General features: G+C 68.1%; 16 protein-coding genes and 1 other RNA gene. 5 read left to right on the top strand and 12 right to left on the bottom strand.

Annotated elements, in window-relative coordinates; genetic code table 11:
* Positions 1-214: 214 nt before the first annotated feature.
* Positions 215-907 (top strand): aggregation-promoting factor C-terminal-like domain-containing protein, encoded by a 693-nt coding sequence (locus BC793_RS22575; RefSeq protein WP_203896349.1) that lies wholly within the window; start codon positions 215-217, stop codon positions 905-907.
* Between the two features lie 55 nt (positions 908-962).
* On the opposite strand, the gene BC793_RS22570 is transcribed toward BC793_RS22575, so the two are convergent.
* Positions 963-3341 carry a carboxypeptidase-like regulatory domain-containing protein gene (locus tag BC793_RS22570; RefSeq protein ID WP_146246388.1) on the bottom strand — a complete coding sequence of 793 codons (2379 nt, stop codon included), beginning with the start codon at positions 3339-3341 and terminating at the stop codon, positions 963-965.
* 488 nt (positions 3342-3829) lie between these two features.
* On the opposite strand from BC793_RS22570, the gene BC793_RS22565 reads away from it, so the two are divergent.
* Entirely contained in the window at positions 3830-4054 is a 225-nt protein-coding gene (locus BC793_RS22565) for a type II toxin-antitoxin system Phd/YefM family antitoxin (protein WP_109595812.1), read from the top strand.
* A complete protein-coding gene (locus tag BC793_RS22560; RefSeq protein WP_109595350.1) occupies positions 4051-4425 on the top strand; it encodes a type II toxin-antitoxin system VapC family toxin in 375 nt (124 codons plus the stop codon). The genes BC793_RS22565 and BC793_RS22560 overlap by 4 nt, the downstream gene beginning before the upstream one ends.
* 444 nt (positions 4426-4869) lie before the next feature.
* On the opposite strand, the gene BC793_RS22555 is transcribed toward BC793_RS22560, so the two are convergent.
* From BC793_RS22555 to BC793_RS22505, 10 genes are all read right to left on the bottom strand, one after another.
* Complete coding sequence (locus BC793_RS22555) at positions 4870-5400, bottom strand: PIN domain-containing protein (protein WP_109595349.1); 531 nt, start codon at positions 5398-5400, stop codon at positions 4870-4872.
* Entirely contained in the window at positions 5397-6509 is a 1113-nt protein-coding gene (locus tag BC793_RS22550) for a helix-turn-helix domain-containing protein (protein ID WP_203896350.1), read from the bottom strand. The genes BC793_RS22555 and BC793_RS22550 overlap by 4 nt, the downstream gene beginning before the upstream one ends.
* Before the next feature lie 375 nt (positions 6510-6884).
* Positions 6885-7266, bottom strand: a transfer-messenger RNA (tmRNA) gene (ssrA, locus tag BC793_RS22540).
* 25 nt (positions 7267-7291) lie between these two features.
* Complete coding sequence (locus BC793_RS22535) at positions 7292-8005, bottom strand: cellulose binding domain-containing protein (RefSeq protein ID WP_109595345.1); 714 nt, start codon at positions 8003-8005, stop codon at positions 7292-7294.
* A 120-nt stretch (positions 8006-8125) separates the two neighbouring features.
* The gene (gene smpB, locus BC793_RS22530) at positions 8126-8602 is read right to left on the bottom strand and encodes an SsrA-binding protein SmpB (protein WP_109595343.1); all 477 of its coding nucleotides are present in this window, start codon (positions 8600-8602) and stop codon (positions 8126-8128) included.
* A gap of 22 nt (positions 8603-8624) precedes the next feature.
* The gene (locus BC793_RS52355; protein WP_109595342.1) at positions 8625-9869 is read right to left on the bottom strand and encodes a M23 family metallopeptidase; all 1245 of its coding nucleotides are present in this window, start codon (positions 9867-9869) and stop codon (positions 8625-8627) included.
* Between the two features lie 101 nt (positions 9870-9970).
* Positions 9971-10846, bottom strand: coding sequence for a permease-like cell division protein FtsX (gene ftsX / locus BC793_RS22520; RefSeq protein WP_109595340.1), 876 nt, complete (start codon positions 10844-10846; stop codon positions 9971-9973).
* A gap of 66 nt (positions 10847-10912) precedes the next feature.
* Positions 10913-11593, bottom strand: coding sequence for a cell division ATP-binding protein FtsE (gene ftsE, locus BC793_RS22515; protein ID WP_109595338.1), 681 nt, complete (start codon positions 11591-11593; stop codon positions 10913-10915).
* Between the two features lie 140 nt (positions 11594-11733).
* Entirely contained in the window at positions 11734-12846 is a 1113-nt protein-coding gene (prfB, locus tag BC793_RS22510; protein WP_109595336.1) for a peptide chain release factor 2, read from the bottom strand.
* A gap of 50 nt (positions 12847-12896) precedes the next feature.
* Complete coding sequence (locus BC793_RS22505) at positions 12897-13412, bottom strand: PadR family transcriptional regulator (protein ID WP_109595334.1); 516 nt, start codon at positions 13410-13412, stop codon at positions 12897-12899.
* A gap of 451 nt (positions 13413-13863) precedes the next feature.
* Between BC793_RS22505 and BC793_RS22500 the strand changes: the two genes are divergently transcribed.
* The gene (locus BC793_RS22500; protein ID WP_239170281.1) at positions 13864-15030 is read left to right on the top strand and encodes a hypothetical protein; all 1167 of its coding nucleotides are present in this window, start codon (positions 13864-13866) and stop codon (positions 15028-15030) included.
* Positions 15031-15198: 168 nt separating this feature from the next.
* Here the strand turns inward: BC793_RS22500 and BC793_RS22495 are convergent, their stop codons facing one another.
* Positions 15199-15702, bottom strand: a complete 504-nt coding sequence (locus BC793_RS22495; RefSeq protein WP_109595810.1) for a DUF6912 family protein — start codon at positions 15700-15702, stop codon at positions 15199-15201.
* A 173-nt stretch (positions 15703-15875) separates the two neighbouring features.
* Between BC793_RS22495 and BC793_RS22490 the strand changes: the two genes are divergently transcribed.
* Entirely contained in the window at positions 15876-16106 is a 231-nt protein-coding gene (locus tag BC793_RS22490) for a helix-turn-helix transcriptional regulator (RefSeq protein WP_109595332.1), read from the top strand.
* The last annotated feature ends 152 nt before the right edge of the window (positions 16107-16258 follow it).

Genomic DNA, 16258 nt, shown 5'->3' with positions numbered 1-16258 from the left:
CAGCACGGGGGCTGCCCGGCTCCCCACTTCGCCCCCGACACGAAGCATCGACAAGTATGTATTGGTGGCGGGGGTCAAGCCAGTCCGTCCCACCACCGGCACCTCTCGCACACGAGTCCCACGCGTATGATCCGTCCCACTTCACTGCACAGCGATCTGCCGGTGGACCGTCGCACTCCCCGAAGACGATCCATGGCTGTCGAAGGGACCCCCGGTGACTCGACCGCAACGTTTCCAGGCCGTCGGCGCGCGCGTCGCGTCGGTGACGCTGCTACTGGCCGGCGCGGCCGGCGGTTTTCAGCTGGCACAGCAGAGCGACGCCCGCGAGCGGTCGTCCGCCGAGGCCCGGCAGGCGGTGCTCGCCGCCGAAGAGGCCGCGGTACAGCGGAAGGCGAAGCATGCCGCGGACCGCGCGGCCCGGGCCGAGTCCGAGCAGACCGCCGCCCTGAAGGCGTCGAGTATGGCCAAGACGGCCGCGGCGGACGCCCGCAAGCTCGACGCCGCACAGAAGCGGGACACCGCCGAGAAGAAGGCGGCGGCCGCGCGTGCCGCCCTGACCGGCCCGGTGCCCTACACCGGCACGATCCCGGCCGCCTGCAAGAGCTTCAGCGGCAGCCGTGAGATCGGCTGCGCCCTGATGATCAAGGCCGGTTTCGGATTCGGCGAGTTCTCCTGCCTGAACAAACTGTGGGACCACGAGAGCGGCTGGAACTACAAGGCCACCAACCCCAGTTCCGGCGCCTACGGCATCCCCCAGGCCTACCCCGGCTCCAAGATGTCCTCGGCCGGCTCGGACTGGCGGATCAGCCCGGCCACCCAGATCGAGTGGGGTCTCGGCTACATCGAGGGCCGCTACGACTCGCCGTGCGGCGCCTGGAACCACTTCCAGAGCGCCGGCTCCTACTGACGACGGAACGCCCCGGGCTCAGCGGAGCCCGGGGCGTTCCACGTCGGTGCCGGTGTCAGCCGAGCGTCACGTCGACACGCTTCGTGCCGGAGGCCGGAACACCCACCCGGGTCGCCGAGTCCTGGTCGGTCGCGTGGTCGTACCACCCGGTCTTGAGGACGTCGTTCTCCCCGGTGGCCAACCAGCTGATCTTGACCGGCTGACCGCCGATCACCGGCATGCGGTACGTCCCGCCGGGGCCCTGGCCGTAGCTGTCGAAGTCGGCCATCTGGTCGCCGGTCACCGCGTTGACCACGGTGAGCCGCCAGCCGGTCGCCGGAAGTCCGGCCGGGATGGTGACCTTGCCCTTCACCGTCGAGCCCGCGCTCAGCCTGATGCCGTAGGTCGCCGGGGCGCCCACGGTGACCGGGATGTGCACGGCCTTGAAGCGGTTGCCGACGGTGCCCGACCACTGACGCGGGTGACCGGACGCGGTGAACGAGAGCGGCCACGCGTACGGTCCGAGTTTGCCGATCGTGTACCGGCCCCGGCCGTCGGTGTTCACGCTGTGGATGGGGCCGGGGCCGAAGCCCCAGGCGGTGAACGAGACATCGGCGTCCTCGATCGGGGCGCCGTTCGAACCCGTCACCACACCGGTGATCGAACCGGCCGGGTCGAGCCGCGCGGCCGGGGCCGCCACGGTCCGGTCGGCCGTGACGACTATCCGGGCCGCCGCCCTCTGATCCCCGGTGCCGCCGGCCGTTCCGATCCACTGGTGGCCGTAGCTGTCCGGGGCGATGGCGAAGACCTCGTACGTCCCGGGGGCGACGGCGCCGCTGATCGACGTGCCCTGCGACTCGGTGCAGTCGCCGTACCCGTCCGGCAGGCCGCCCCGGCCGTTCGTCATCAGCGCGAAGCAGGTCTCCGCCACCGGCCGGCCGGTGGCCCGGTCACTGGCGGAGAACGACACCTTGCCGCCCTTGGCCAGCGGGACCGTCATCGTGGCGGTCTGGCCGGTGACCAGCGTGACCGGGTTCTCCCGGTCCCGCAGGAAGTAGGTGGTCTCACCCGGTACGACGTCGATGAGGGCCGCTCCCGGCGTCAGGTCGGTCACGGTGGCCGTCCCGCCGGTGGCACAGCCCTGGTCGAATCCGCCGGCCGCCTGGACCTGGACGCAGAAGTCGTCGACCGCGACACCGGTGACCTCGTCGACCGCCTTGACCTGCAGCGTCGCGCCGGTCAGCCACGTCTCGTCCACGGTGACCTCCGCCCCGGCACCGACGGCGATCAGGTCGGCGGCCTCGCGGCTGGTCTTGCCGTACGCCCACTGGGTACGCGCACCCGACGGGTTGCTGAACGAGACCTGGTAGTCGCCCGGCTGGACGTCGTCGATCCGCCAGGTGCCGTCGGACCCGGTCGTGGTGCCGTAGCTCTGCTGATCGTCGGCCGACGTGACGTAGACCTGGAAGTCCGCCTTCGCCTTGCCGTCCGCGCCGACCAGCCGCCCCGAGAAGGAGGCGGGTTTCAGCACCGAGTCGTCGGCGACGATCGTCTGCCCGGCCGCGATCGTGTAGACCCTGGCCTTGGACCGGTCCACCGCCCCCGGGATGTACTGCTCCGCGCCGTGGGATCCGGCCTGGAACCCGACGACGTAGTCACCGGGCAGAACCGGGAACGAGTAGTCACCGTTGTCGTCGGTGAAACCGCCGTAGATGCGCCGCTCCCCCGCATACAGCAGCACCTCGACCGAGATCAGCGGGCTCCCGTCGACAGCGGTGAGCCGCCCCCGGAACGTCCCGGTCGGCAGCAGCGTCTCGTCGACCCGAACGGTGGCCCCGGCCGCCACGGTGATCGTGTCGGCGTCCTCCTCGCGGGCCGCCCCCGGCACCCACTGCTTCGCGGCATCCGGCCCGAAGCCCACGTGGTGGTCCCCCGCCCAGACGCTGAGCCGGTACCGCCCGGCGTCGTCGGTGTAGGCCGAGGCGTGCGAGTCCCCGGCCAGATCCCGGACGTCCACCTGCACCCAGGCCGCCGGCGCACCGTCGGCGCCGGTGACGACACCCTCGACGGCACCCGCGGGCCGCCGCCGCTCGTCGACGGTGAGCGTCCCGTCGGCGGGAACCTGGTAGACCTGCGCGTCCTCCTGGCTGAGCACCCCCGGCGCCCACTGGATCAGCGACTCGCTCTGGAACGACAGCTTCACCGGGCCCGCCGGCACGTCGGCCAGGCTGTAGCGGCCCTCGGCATCGGTGTTCGACCCGGCGAGATAGGAACCGTCCTCGGCGCCCCAGACGACCACCCAGGCATCGACGATCGGTGTCCCCGTGTGGTCGGTGTAGACGCCGCCGACGTTTCCGGCTGCGGCTACGGCGGCCGCGGGCGCGGCCATCCCTGCCGCCATCAGCAGCCCGGCGGTGAGCACGCCACCAAGCCGGACAAGAACAGATCTGATCATGACAAGCCCCCATGGCGACGACAGGCAACAAGACCGATGTCGATCCGTCGCATCGCCCGCAGCATAGATGACCCTCTCGACAGTCCAGTGAAGACGATTACCTGACCGTCCATATAGGCAACCGACTCTGTCCGGCCGGCCCAGCGGCGCTCCCCGCCCACGGCCGTTCCCACCGACGACCCCGGCCCGCCGCCGCCCAGCGCCTGGAGCGGTCACCGGTCCCGCAAACGAGAGCGCCACCGATGGCGAGTGAAGACCCCGTCCATCGGCGGCATCCGGTCATCCATTCTCATCGGGCCTCGATCTCACTGGGGTACGAACGAGATCTGCCCTCCGGCAGCCGACACCGTCCCGGAGAGATAGAAGGTCACATCGCCGCTGTACGGGGACGTCTGGCTCGACCAGCTCGACACTTCGGTCCCGGTGACGCTCGCCTTGCCCGGCTCCTCGGTGCGGACGCGCAGGCTCCCGCCCTCCTCCAGTTCAACATCCACGACGCGAAGACGAACCTCTCGCGGATCATCGACCGCGTCGAGCACGGCGAAGAGATCATCATCAGCCGGGCCGGCACACCCGTCGCCAAGGTGGTCCCGCTCAACCGCAGGGTCGACAGGATCGGTAGAGGCTCCCTCGCCGGTCAACTCGTCGTAGCAGACGACTGGGACTCCACCGAGGTGAACGAGTCGATCGCGCATGATTTCGGCCTCGGATGAGCCTGCTCCTCGACACGCACGTCGTGCTGTGGTGGCTCACGGACGACCCCACGCTCTCCGCCGAGATCAAGGAACGCCTCGATCATGAACCGGACGTCTACATCAGCCCGGCGACGATCTGGGAAGTAGCCATCAAGCAGTCGCTCGGCAAACTCGAGAAACCGGCCGATCTCCCTGAACGCATCCGTGACAGCGGCTTCCGGCATCTGAACATCACCGCCGAGCACGCCCTCGTCGCAGAACGGCTACCGCTGATCCACCGAGACCCGTTCGATCGGATGCTCATCGCCCAGGCCAAGGTAGAACACCTGACCCTCGTCACGCGCGACGCGCACATCCAGAAATACGACGTGTCCGTCCTTCCCTCCTGACGCGGCCGAAGCGCGACGCGGGCCAGCCGCGACCCAACCGCCCGCCGCGCCCACCACGAGGCCGGGGTAAGCAAAACGAAACCGCCCGCCGCACCACCGTGAAGCCGAGGTAAGCAAAACCAACCCGCCCACCGCACCACCGTGAAGCCGAGGTAAGCAAAACCAACCCGCCCACCGCACCACCGTGATGCGGGGTTTCCGGGGGCTCGGCCCCCGGAGCAGACAACCGAAACGGCCCCCGGTTCGCGCTTTCCGCGAACAGGGGGCCGCAATGCCGTGGAGGTAGCGAGGGCCTACTTGAACCTCACTGACCAGGTCACCACACTGCAAACCGCACTTGCCGACCTTGCCCAGCCCGACGCGCCGGCCAACGAGCCCGATCTCGGTAGGTCGTGACACCTGCCCGGCCTCCGCGGGGCCAAGATGATGCCTCGCTTTCGTCGATCAAATCCAGCCCTCGTCGCGCGCCCACGATTCGAACTGACCCGGCCGCAATGGGAGGCGATACTCCGTTGCCAAGAGGTCGTCCGCGATCCTGGATACCAGCGGGACGGTAAGCATTCCTTGCCGAATCCCGTCACACATCAACGCAAGGGTTCCTTTGATCTCGACACCGTACTCCTCGCCAGCCTCACGTGCGACACGGTCGTCGATAATAGCGATTTGATGCCGCACCTCGGCGAGCGCCAACACACCGCATTCACCTAGATTCTTTCTGCCACTGGCCAACCGCGCCGTATATCGAGCGTGAGCCACAATAAGTTCGACATCGTCGCTACGGTCGGTCTTAATCCAGTCCGCGTCTAATATCTGGGTCAGAAATGGATACAGGTGCGTGGCCTCCGAGACCTCCGTTCGCACGACCTCCGGGATCAACACGAGCCGATCCCCGGCCAAAGCCTGAAGAATTTTAAGCCAGCCAGCTTCGGCGAAGTGACTTAGCGGCCCCGTGTCGAATACATAGGCATCGCTCAAGACACGAACTTCCAAATCTCGCTCTCGTGCACCGGAGGGAGCTGCGGGAGCGCTGCCTCATCGACCGTACCTCTCAGCAATTCGGCCGTCCGGCCCACACTGATTCGCTCGGAGCGGTATAGAGCAAGGACGGCCTTCTCATAGCGCCGAGGCAGGGACGTGCCTTCCAGATCGTGTGCCACGAGCAGGTCGTGCTCGATGATGTCGGCGCGCGTCGTTGTCACAGCACGAACGAGCGATAATTCTTCCTGGTCAGCTAGATTCAGTTCCGACAGCCGGGCCGCCAGAGTAGACATGTCGACGCGAAATTCGCTCGCAGCGCGCACCGCAGACTCACGTATAGATTCACGCGCTCTAAGATCAGCCCAGCGTGACCTCAAAGAATCCACAGGCAACAAAAATGCGCGCGCGAACACATCAATGAGCCACTCAGTCCTTTGGGAATCAGGCCACGCCCCTACCCGCCAATCGACCGTGTATTCGTCAGCGAGCAAGTAGTGCCCAAGCTCATGAGCCAAAGCCAACCTGCGACGCCCGACTGCCCGATCCGAGTTTACGACGCTCACTCCGCCACGGTGCAACAGCGTGGTTGCTGAATCCGGCGCGTCGACTCCCAGATTGTGAGCGAAGGCGAATAGACCGAAGTCAGCGAGAGGAGTAACGAGGTCAGTGATCGGGCCTGCCGGATCAAGGCCCAGCGTCGTTCGCGCCGTCGCCGCCAGGCTCTCTGCTTGGGCGACGTCGGCCGGTTGATCGAACGGCTCGAATTCAATGACATCGAGCACCCCAAGACTCTGGACGAGTTCGACGTCCCTGGCCACCTGCTCGATGAGGCGATCGATGGAGGACGTCGCGGGCGCGCCCACCCCAATACGGTAGGAGACGATTGCAGGCGGCGGATCAGTCACAAACCACTCAAACGCCTCGCCGGTCTCCTCCGCGATACGCGCCAGCTCCAACGCACTGACTCGGCGACCGCCGGTTTCCACCTTGGCCAGCGCACTGCGATCGAGACCAACGACGCGCGCAAGATCAAACTGTGTCAACCCAGCCCGGACACGAGCTTCAGCCACTCGACGACCGATCATCTCGCTATCTACCCGTGTCACGTGTGCGATTATAGAACATCCACGACCCGGCGAGCCGGCCAGCGACGCGTCACCTTCAGGCCGGCACACTCATCGCCAAGGTGATCCCGCTCAACCGCTGGGTTGATCAGGTCGGTAGAGGCTCCCTCGCCGGTGAACTCGTCGCAGCAGACGGCCGGGACTCCAACGAGGTGAACGAGTCGATCGCGCAAGATTTCGGCCTCGCATGAGTCCGGCCCCACACCGGCCGTACCCATCCACCACGCACGGGCTGAGCGGAACGAAACCGCCTGCCGTGCCCACCGTGATGCGGGGTTTCCGGGGGCTCGGCCCCCGGAGCAGACAAACCGAAACGGCCCCCCGGCTCGCGCTTTTGGCGAGCAGGGAGGCCGAATGCCGTGGAGGTGCCGGGAATCGAACCCGGGTCCTTCGTTGTTTTGTCAGGGCTTCTCCGAGCGCAGCTCACTATGTCCCTACTCGGCCCTCCGACTCACGTGAGCAAGTTCGGACGACGGGCCCAGTCACTGATTAATCTCGCCGTGCGGTCCCCGTGACCGGGACCGGTTGGCCAGCCTCCTAGCTGATGCCGGCAGCTGGGACGGAGGCGCTCCCAGACCGACAGACCACGCTACTTGCCTCAGGCGGCGAGAGCGTACTGGTCAGCGTCAAACTTAGAGTTGGCGCTTATAAGTTTCCGACGACCGATTCTCGAGACGACGTCGGCTTCCTCGGCTCGCTTCCCCTGTCTCCACGTACGAAGTCGAAACCAGTCACCCCCATGTCTGTGTCACAGCCCCGCAATCTTAACTCATCCGACAGGAACCACCACTGACGGAGCAGGTGACCGGCTTCACCGCGTCGCCGATGTCCTTGGTGCCCTGGAAGCCCACGGTGATCGAGCCGCCGCCGGCCAGGGACTTACCTCGCAGGGTGACCGTGTTGCCGCTGACTCCGGCGGTGGCGTTCCACGCGCCGCGCACCTCGATGCCGGCGCTGGACGGGTAGGTAAGGGTCACCGACCAGTCGCGGGGCGTGGAGCCGTTGTTCACGATCCGGACCGCGGCGATGAAGCCGTCGCGCCAGTTCGCGCTGGTGGAGTAGGTGGCGGCGAAGACGTCCGGGGTGGGCGTGGGGCTGGCGGCGCGGGACGGGGAGGCGCTCGGCGTACGGCTGGCGCTCTTGGAGGGTCTGGGTTTCACCGACGGGGAGGCCGACGCCGAGGCGGGCGCGGACGGTGAGGGTGACGCGGACCCGGAGGCCCCGGCCGACGGGGTGACCGACGGCGTCACCGTGGCCGACTCGGCCGACGGCGCGGCGGCGGGCAACGATCCCGCGGCGGCCTGGAGGTCGGCGGTCGGCTGGACCAGGAGCGGGTCACCGCTGCCACCCGATCCGCCGGCGACGACGGCGACCCACACGACGAGGGCGAGCAGGATCGTGGCGGCGGAGCCGAGCACGAGGCGGGCCAGGATGAACTGACGGATGGCATGCTTCGCCAACGGGTGGTTCTCCCTCATGCAGCGGAAGATCGAAAATGGCAGCGGAAGAGCGGACGACAGCGAAAGATCGCACGTCGGCGGAGGACGGGGCAACAGCGGATCGGGCGAAGATCAAAGCCTGGCGGGCGAGAATACCCGTCAGTCCATGCCCTTCGCGCGGCGGCCCATCGCCCGGTTGATCTCCCGCTGAGCGTCCCGGCTGGCCATGTCCTGGCGCTTGTCGTAGCTCTTCTTACCCTTGGCGACGCCGAGTTCGACCTTCGCGTACCCGTTGTGGAAGTAGACCGAGAGCGGCACCAGGGTGACGCCGTCGTCACGCATCCTGCCCAGCATCTTGTGGATCTCTTCGCGGTGCAGCAGGAGCTTGCGGACGCGGCGCGGCTCGTGGTTGGTCCAGGTGCCCTGCGTGTATTCCGGGATGTGCATCCCGTGCAGGTAGATCTCGCCGTCCTTCTCGTGGCCGAACGCGTCGACCAGCGACGATCGGCCGGCGCGCAGCGACTTCACCTCGGTGCCGGTGAGGACCATGCCGGCCTCATAGGTGTCGAGGATGGCGTAGTCGTGGTACGCCTTGCGGTTGGAGGCGACGACCTTGCGGCCCTGTTCCCGTGGCATGAGGGAAAAGACTACCCGGGATTCAGCAGAGGCAGCCGGGCAGGTAATTGAGCGGATTGCGGGGCTCCCCGCCGAACCGGGTCTCGAAATGCAGGTGCGCCCCGGTGGAGGCGCCGGTGTTGCCGACCCGCCCGATCACTTCGCCCCGGCGGACGTACTCGCCGACGTCGACGTGGATCCGGGACTGGTGGGCGTAGCAGGTCGTGAACCCGTACCCGCTCAATCGCCCGTGGTTGATGCATGTGTACCGACCGTAACCGCCGTTCCAGCCGGCCTGGATGACACGGCCGGAGGCCGCGGCCCGGATCGGGCTGCCGGACCCGGCCGCGAAGTCCGTGCCGGCATGGAGTTGCCAGACCCGGTAGTACGGGTCGTACCGGTTGCCGTAGTCGCTGCTCTTCCAGCCGCGGACGGGCATCAGCAGGTGCCCGCCGGGGTAGCGGCTGCCGACACCGCCCCGGTTCTCCCAGCCGCGCACGGCCGACCGGACGCGCTGTTCGGCCCGGACCGCGGCCCGGTACTGGGCGAGCACGGTGGTGCGCTGCGCCTCGGCGGCCCGCAGCGCGGCCTGCCGGGCGAGGACCAGGTGGTTGAGCGCCTGCCGCGCGCGGAGGGCGGCGGCCTGGGCGTCCTGCGCCGCGCGGAGCTTGGCGACGGCGGCCCGTTCGGCGGCCTCGGCGGTACGTTGCGCGGCACCGGCCCGGTCCTGCGCGGCGCGGGCCTCCCGCCGGGCGCCGAAGAGGGTACGGACCTCCTCCTGCTCCCGCGTCCGGAGGTGCTCGACGAGCCCCAGCCGGTCCATCAGGTCCTGTGGGCCGGTCGACCGGGCGAGCATGTTGAACCGGGTGAGGCGGCTGCCCATGTAACTGACGCTCGCGATCTCGTCGACCCGGGCGCGGGCCTCGTCGAGCCGTCGGTCGGCGGCCTCGTAGTCGGCGGCGACCCGCTGGTACCGGCTGCGGGCGGCGTCGGCGTTGCGGCGGGCCAGATCCGCCTGGACGCGGGTGGCGACGACCACGCCGCGGGTGGTGGCGATCCGGTTCTGGGCGGCCGGGAGGGCGGCGGTGGCGCGGGCGAGGTTGGTCGCGGCGGTCCGGGCGGCCGCGCTCGCGTTCTCCAGCAGTGCCTCGGCCCGGCGGACGGCGCGCGCCGCGTCGTCGTTGCGGTCCGCGACGGCGGGCCGGGGTCCGGTCAGGACGATCCCCGCGATGCCGACGAGGAAGCAGAGGCAGGCGGCGATCAGGCGATCCAGCTGGCGATACCTCACCGCGCCACGCTACCGCGACTAATCGCCCCAAAGCCCCAAATCGCCCGATGGCCGCATCCCCGGACAGGAATGCGGCCATCGGTACGAACGCGATCGGGTGATCAGACCTTCAGGTAGAAGCGCAGGGTGACCCACGCGGTGACGGCACTGACCAGGGCGCCCACGCCGGCCAGCAACGGCAGCATGAGCATCACGTTGCTGGTCGGGATCGGTGTGAGGATCGTGGTGAGCGCCTGGAGCTTGTTGTCCAGCAGCACCACCTTGGCGATGAAGAGCGCCACGAACCCTAGGATCGCGCCGATCAGACCGGCGACCACCGCCTCCAGGACGAACGGCGCCTGGATGAACCAGTTCGAGGCGCCGACGAGTTTCATCACCGCGACCTCACGCCGTTTGCTGTACGCCGCGACCTGGATGGTGTTACCCACGAGGAGCAAGGCGGCCACCGCCATGAAACCCGCCACGATCAGTGAGGCCAGCTGGATCGAGTTGAAGATGTCGAAGACCTCTTCAAGGATGTCGCTCTGGTCGATGATCTGCCGGATCCCGGGCATGCCCTCGAGCACCTTGGCGAAGTCCTTGTACTGCTCCGGGTTCTTGAGCGTCACCCGGTACGACTCCGGCAGGCTGTCCGCGTTGATCGCGTTCACGAAGTCCGGTGAGTCGGCCCAGAGCTGCTGGAAGCGCTTGAGCGCGTCCTCCTTGGTCTCATAGGTCTTGTCCTTGACCAGGTCGCTACCGGTGATCGCCTGATCGATGTTCGCCTTCTGACCGTCGGTGATGTCCTCGGTCAGGAAGATGGAGACCTGGATGTTCCCGTAGTAGTAGTCCTTCATCTGGTCGACCTGCATATAGAGCAGCACGCTGGCGCCCAGCATGCTCAACGAGACCGACATGGTGATGATCATGGCGACCGTCATCGTGACGTTTCGCCACAGGCCCACCAGGACCTCGTTGAGTACGTACTTCACGCGCATCGGGGGGATCCTTCCAGGACTCCGCGTGTCACAGATTCAGCTTTCGTTACGGGGGCGGAGCCGGGCTTAACCGTAAACACCGCGCGCCTGGTCACGGACGATCCGTCCGCTCTCGATCTCGATGACCCGGCGGCGCATCTGGTTGACGATGTTGGAGTCGTGCGTGACCATCACGACGGTCGTGCCGGTCCGGTTGATCCGGTCCAGCAGGCGCATGATCTCGATGGAGGTGTCCGGGTCGAGGTTACCCGTGGGCTCGTCGGCCAGCAGGATCAGCGGGCGGTTGACGAAGGCGCGGGCCACCGCGACACGCTGCTGCTCACCACCGGAGAGCTCGTGCGGGTAGCGGTGCTCCTTACCGCCCAGACCGACCAGCTCCAGCACCTCGGGCACCACGCGCCGGGCCACGGCCTTGGTCTTGCCGATCACCTCAAGGGCGAAGGCGACATTCTCGTACGCCGTACGGTTCGGCAGGAGCCGGAAGTCCTGGAACACGCAGCCGATCGAGCGCCGGAAGTGCGGCACCTTCCAGGACCGCAGTGTGGTCACGTCCTTCTGGTTCACCATTACTTTGCCGCTGGTCGGGGCAACCTCGTGCAGCAACAGCTTGATGATCGTCGACTTGCCGGAACCGGAGGGGCCGATGAAGAAGACGAACTCACCCTTCTCGATCCCGACGCTGACATTGTCCAGCGACGGCCGAGACCCCTTCGGATACGTCTTCGTCACGTTCTCGAGCTGAATCACGGGACTGGAGTCTACGCGGTGTAACGAAAACGCCAAGCCCGCCGGGGCCGGGAATATTCACGACCTGCGGTAACGGCACATTCGACCGCAACCCGGCCTGACTCACCGTTCAGGACGGGTTGCACTGCGTCACCGACAGATCAGCCCGCGATCTGGTTCTGCTTACGCCAGCGGATACCCGCCTGGATGAACCCGTCCACATCGCCGTCGAAGACCGACGAAGGGTTACCGGTCTCGAACTCGGTGCGCAGATCCTTCACCATTTGGTACGGGTGCAGGACGTACGAACGCATCTGGTCGCCCCACGAGCCGGTGGTGTCCTGCCGCAGATCGTTCATCTTGGCCTGCTCCTCCTGGCGCTTGCGCTCCAGGAGCCGGGCCTGGAGCACCCGCAGGGCGGCCGCCTTGTTCTGCAGCTGCGACTTCTCGTTCTGACACGACGCCACGATGCCGGTCGGGATGTGGGTCAGCCGGACCGCCGAGTCGGTGGTGTTGACGCTCTGCCCACCGGGACCGGAGGAGCGGTAGACGTCGACCCGGATCTCGTTCTCCGGAATCTCGATGCTGTCGGTCTGCGCGACCACCGGCATCACCTCGACACTGGCGAAGCTGGTCTGGCGCCGGCCCTGGTTGTCGAACGGGCTGATCCGGACCAGCCGGTGGGTGCCCGACTCGACGCCGAGGGTGCCGTAGGCATACGGCACCTTGACGGTGAAGGTCGCCGACTTGAGGCCGGCCTCCTCCGCATACGAGGTGTCGTAGACCTCGGTCGGGTAGCCGTGCCGCTCGGCCCAGCGCAGATACATCCGCATCAGCATCTCGGCGAAGTCGGCGGCGTCCACGCCACCGGCCCCGGCGCGGATCGCGACCAGGGCCTCACGCGAGTCGTACTCCCCGGAGAGAAGAGTGCGGACCTCCATCTCCTCGACCGCCTTGGTCAGCGTGACCAGCTCGTCGCCGACCTCGGCGACCGAGCCGGCGTCACCCTCGTCCTCGGCCATCTCGAGAAGAATGCCGGCGTCGTCGAGGCGGGAGCGCAGGCGCTCCAGCTTGGAGATCTCCCCGGAGACGTACGCCAGGCGGCTGTTCACCTCCTGGGCGCGGGCCTGATCGTCCCAGAGGTCGGGGGCGGAGGCCTGCTCCTCGAGGTCCGCCTTGTCCCGGCGCAGCTTGTCGACGTCCAGGACGTTCTCGATGTTGCGCAGGGTCGCGTCGAGGGCCTTCAGTTGCTCGGGAAAGTCGGCAGCGGTCACGACACTCAAGACTACGCCGCCCGGCCAGATTGCTGGCCGGGGCGGTCCGTTCAACTCGTCGGAGCTGCCTTGAGCCAGCTGAGTGCGGCCTTGTGATAGGCGACCGCGAACTCCAGCGCCGCCGCGCCGAACGGGTCACCGTTCTTCTTGGCCTCCTTGGCCTGCTCCTTCGCCATCGCCATGGCTTCCGAGTGGTACTGGTTGGCATGGGTGTACAGCGTCTGCAACTGGTCGCCGCTGTGCTGCTGGCCGAAGGCGACGCGGAGAGCGACCGGGTTACGCAGCGCGTCCCGGCCCGGCGACTCGGCCAGCCACCGGGTGAAGGCTCGTTTCCCGGAGGCGGTGATGGCGTAGGGCTGACTGGATCGAGGGCCCGGCTTTCCGAGACGGACGTAACCCATTTCGGCCAGTACGGGCAGTTCGCGGTAGACCTGGCTCCGCGTCATCGACCAGTAGGGCCCGAGGCGGCGTTCGGCAGCCGCCATCAGCTGACCACCGGTCATCGACCCCTCATGGAGGAGGCCGAGAAGGGCAGCCGCCGTCGGATTGATTTGGAAGTCGGGCATGCCTAATAAGCTGCCACTTTGTAGCGCCCCCGTCCAGGATTTAGCCCGATCCGTCCAGTTTGCGCCTCCACAAACGACTGTCCCGCACAGACAGTCCGACAACGAGCGTGCGGATCGGGCGTTTCGGCCGTGTAAACGACGTTGACCAGGTAATATGGCGCAGGCAAACGGTCAGACGACACGTTGCGGGCAGGAAATTCGTGAAACCCCGCGATTCGCCATGCAAAACCAGACAATCGGCGCTAACCGCCCACGGTCTCCCCATGTGCGAATACCGCCATCCGAAGAGCCGCCCTTTCGGAGGGTCCCCGGTGGGTTCCCACCGTCCTCGAGCCGGTCCCCGACGGGATTCCGTGGCCTCCGGACCGGCCCCCGGACGGCGACAGTCCATCGTCACACCCCTCCGGACGGCCCGTCGGCGTGCGCGGGCGAGCCGGTTACCCTGAGCCCCATGACTGACCGCCAGACCGCCCCGGAGACCATCGAGGAGTCCCGGCTCACCGTGGCGCTGCTCGCGGTCGCCGCCGTCGGGTGGACCGCCGCGATGCTCTGGTCGGCCCGGGCCAGCATCACCAGCCGGGCGGACGCCGCGATGGAGGTCACCTCCACCGCCTATGCGCTGCCCGGTGCCGTCTCCGCCGACCTGGTCGCCGGCGCGGCGGTGGCACTGCTCGTCCTCACCCTGGTCAGCGGACGGTGGACCCTCGGCGCGACCGCCCGGTTCGCGGTGGCCACCGGGTCCGGGCTGCTCGTCGGCGTGGTCAGCGCGATCCCGATCATCACGATCAACACCCTCGGCACCATCTACGCGGCGGTCGGCGGCACCGTGGCCGCGGCGGCGACCATCGGTGGCGCACTGGCCGGGTTGCGGCTCCCCCGGGTGATCGCGGCTGCCGCCGCGGCGTCGGTCGGTGTCTTCCTGATCGGATTCGTGCTCAACCTCTTCCAGGAACCGGTGCTCAACGCCTTCGGGGCGGGCGACACCGCGTCGTCGGCCAACGCGGCACAGTGGTTCTCGTACAGTCAGGCGGCCCTCAGCGGACTCGCCGCCGGGCTCATCTCCTACGCCCTGCTGCGCCGTGCCCGGCAGCGCGACGCGTCCTCCCCCGCGGCGGACGACACCGCGACCGGCCTTCGCTGGCCGATGTATGCGCTGGCCGGCGCCGGACCGGGCATGCTCCTCGTGATCGGCGAGCTGCTCTCCCGCACCGCGGGGGCGAAGGTGCTGGAACTGGCCGGCAAGGTCAGCGAGCTGGAACGGACGGTTCAGGAGCTCCTCAGCACGGCCCGCCTCAACAACGCGCTGATCGTCCTCTTCGCCGGCGCCCTGACCGCCATCTTCGCGGTCGGCCGGACGCTCGGCTCACCGGCCGACGAGGCCGATTCCCCCGCCGAGGAGGCCGCGGCCACGACCGACACCGGAACCCGAGCCCGCGCCGACCGGGCGAGCTGGGACAGTGCCGAGGTTGAGACCCCGGACGGTGCCGAGCCCGAAAGCCGGGACAGTGCCCAGGCCGAGGACAGTGCCCAGCCAGAGACCCAGGACGTCGGTGGGGCCGGCACCCGAGTGAAGGGCGCAGCCGAGACTCCGCGGGACAAGAGCGAGGCCGGCGCCTAGGAAACGCCAGGTCGACCCGCCTCCATGCCGGAGCGGTGTCGCCCGTCTCCATGACGGAGGGGTGTTAATTCGCCTTCGTACCGGAGCGGTTTCGGTCCGCCTTCGTGCCGGAACGGTGTCGCTTCGCCTTCGCGCCGGAGTCTTGTCGCGGGCGCCGGGCGCCGGGTCTCAGAGCAGCTCGTCCAGCTCGGAGACGGCGTACCACTCGAGCTCGTGATCCTCGGCGCTGTCGACGGTGAATTGAGCATCCGGGTCGCCGGCCAGAGCCTCCTCGACCACGCCTGCGGCCTCCGCAACCGCCTCCTCGGCATCGCCGCCGTCGACGTGGATGCTGGCCACCTCGGCCAGGCGCACCGCCTGCGGCAGGCGGACGGTACTCGACCCGAGCTCGGTGTCCTCCCGGGTCAGACTGGCGGCGGGCACGTCGGCCGAGATCACGACCCGTCGGCGAGGCGCGGCCGGGTCGTGCCGGAGCAGTTGCAGGGCGCCCTGCGCGGCGCGGGTGAAGGCGACATACTCCAGCTCCTCCTCGTCACCCTCCGCATACCACTCCCGCAGTGCGGGCGTCACCGCGTGCGCGGTCGTCGTCTGGTCGCCGAGCCGCCCGTCAGCCCGCAGCGCGGCGAGCATCGGCAACGTGGCCGGCACATAAACCCGGACCAGATCGGTGATCGGCACGTCTTCCTCCTGCACGCGGCGCGTTCTGCGGTCCCGGACAGTACACCGTCCACACGGTTCGCCGAGTGCACCATTTCACCAGGCGTCTCCGAATCGGGGCGGCTCGGGGCCGGGATAGGCGGTCGGCGGCAAACGGTGGCAAACTGAGGCTGTCGTTAGGAGATCTCGTGTCCGAGCCGCGTTTCCTGCTGCTGTCCGACGTGGCGGCCGAGCTCAACGTCTCGGATTCGCAGGTCTACCACATGGTCCGCAGCGGCGAGCTGCCCGCGATCAAGATCGGTGGCCGCGGCCAGTGGCGGGTCGAGCGGACCAAGCTGGAGGAGTACATCGCGGGCAAGTATGCGGAGACCGCGGTATGGGTCCGTGACAACCCACTGGCCGAGCGCGAGACGGACTGACCACGCGCAATGCGGCGCCACCCGCTCTTCTCGGCCCGACAACAGCCGGCCCTGGGCCGACAGGCCTGATGACAGCCGGCCCCGGCCCGACAGGCCCGATGACAGCCGGCCCCGGGCCGACACTCCGACCCCCTCGAACCTCTCCGCCGCCC

It is taken from the genome of Actinoplanes xinjiangensis (assembly GCF_003148685.1).
In the GTDB taxonomy this organism is placed as follows: domain Bacteria; phylum Actinomycetota; class Actinomycetes; order Mycobacteriales; family Micromonosporaceae; genus Actinoplanes; species Actinoplanes xinjiangensis.
Note: the sequence above shows the minus strand (reverse complement) of the source record. Positions and strands in the feature narration are given on the sequence as shown.

Excerpts from the sequence above, each read along its gene's own strand:
- smpB (WP_109595343.1), bottom strand. The coding sequence starts at position 8,602 with ATGCCACGGGAACAGGGCCGCAAGGTCGTCGCCTCCAACCGCAAGGCG.
- ftsX (WP_109595340.1), bottom strand. The coding sequence starts at position 10,846 with ATGCGCGTGAAGTACGTACTCAACGAGGTCCTGGTGGGCCTGTGGCGA.
- BC793_RS22505 (WP_109595334.1), bottom strand. The coding sequence starts at position 13,412 with ATGCCCGACTTCCAAATCAATCCGACGGCGGCTGCCCTTCTCGGCCTC.
- BC793_RS22535 (WP_109595345.1), bottom strand. The coding sequence starts at position 8,005 with ATGAGGGAGAACCACCCGTTGGCGAAGCATGCCATCCGTCAGTTCATC.
- BC793_RS22560 (WP_109595350.1), top strand. The coding sequence starts at position 4,051 with ATGAGCCTGCTCCTCGACACGCACGTCGTGCTGTGGTGGCTCACGGAC.
- BC793_RS22570 (WP_146246388.1), bottom strand. The coding sequence starts at position 3,341 with ATGATCAGATCTGTTCTTGTCCGGCTTGGTGGCGTGCTCACCGCCGGG.
- BC793_RS22500 (WP_239170281.1), top strand. The coding sequence starts at position 13,864 with ATGACTGACCGCCAGACCGCCCCGGAGACCATCGAGGAGTCCCGGCTC.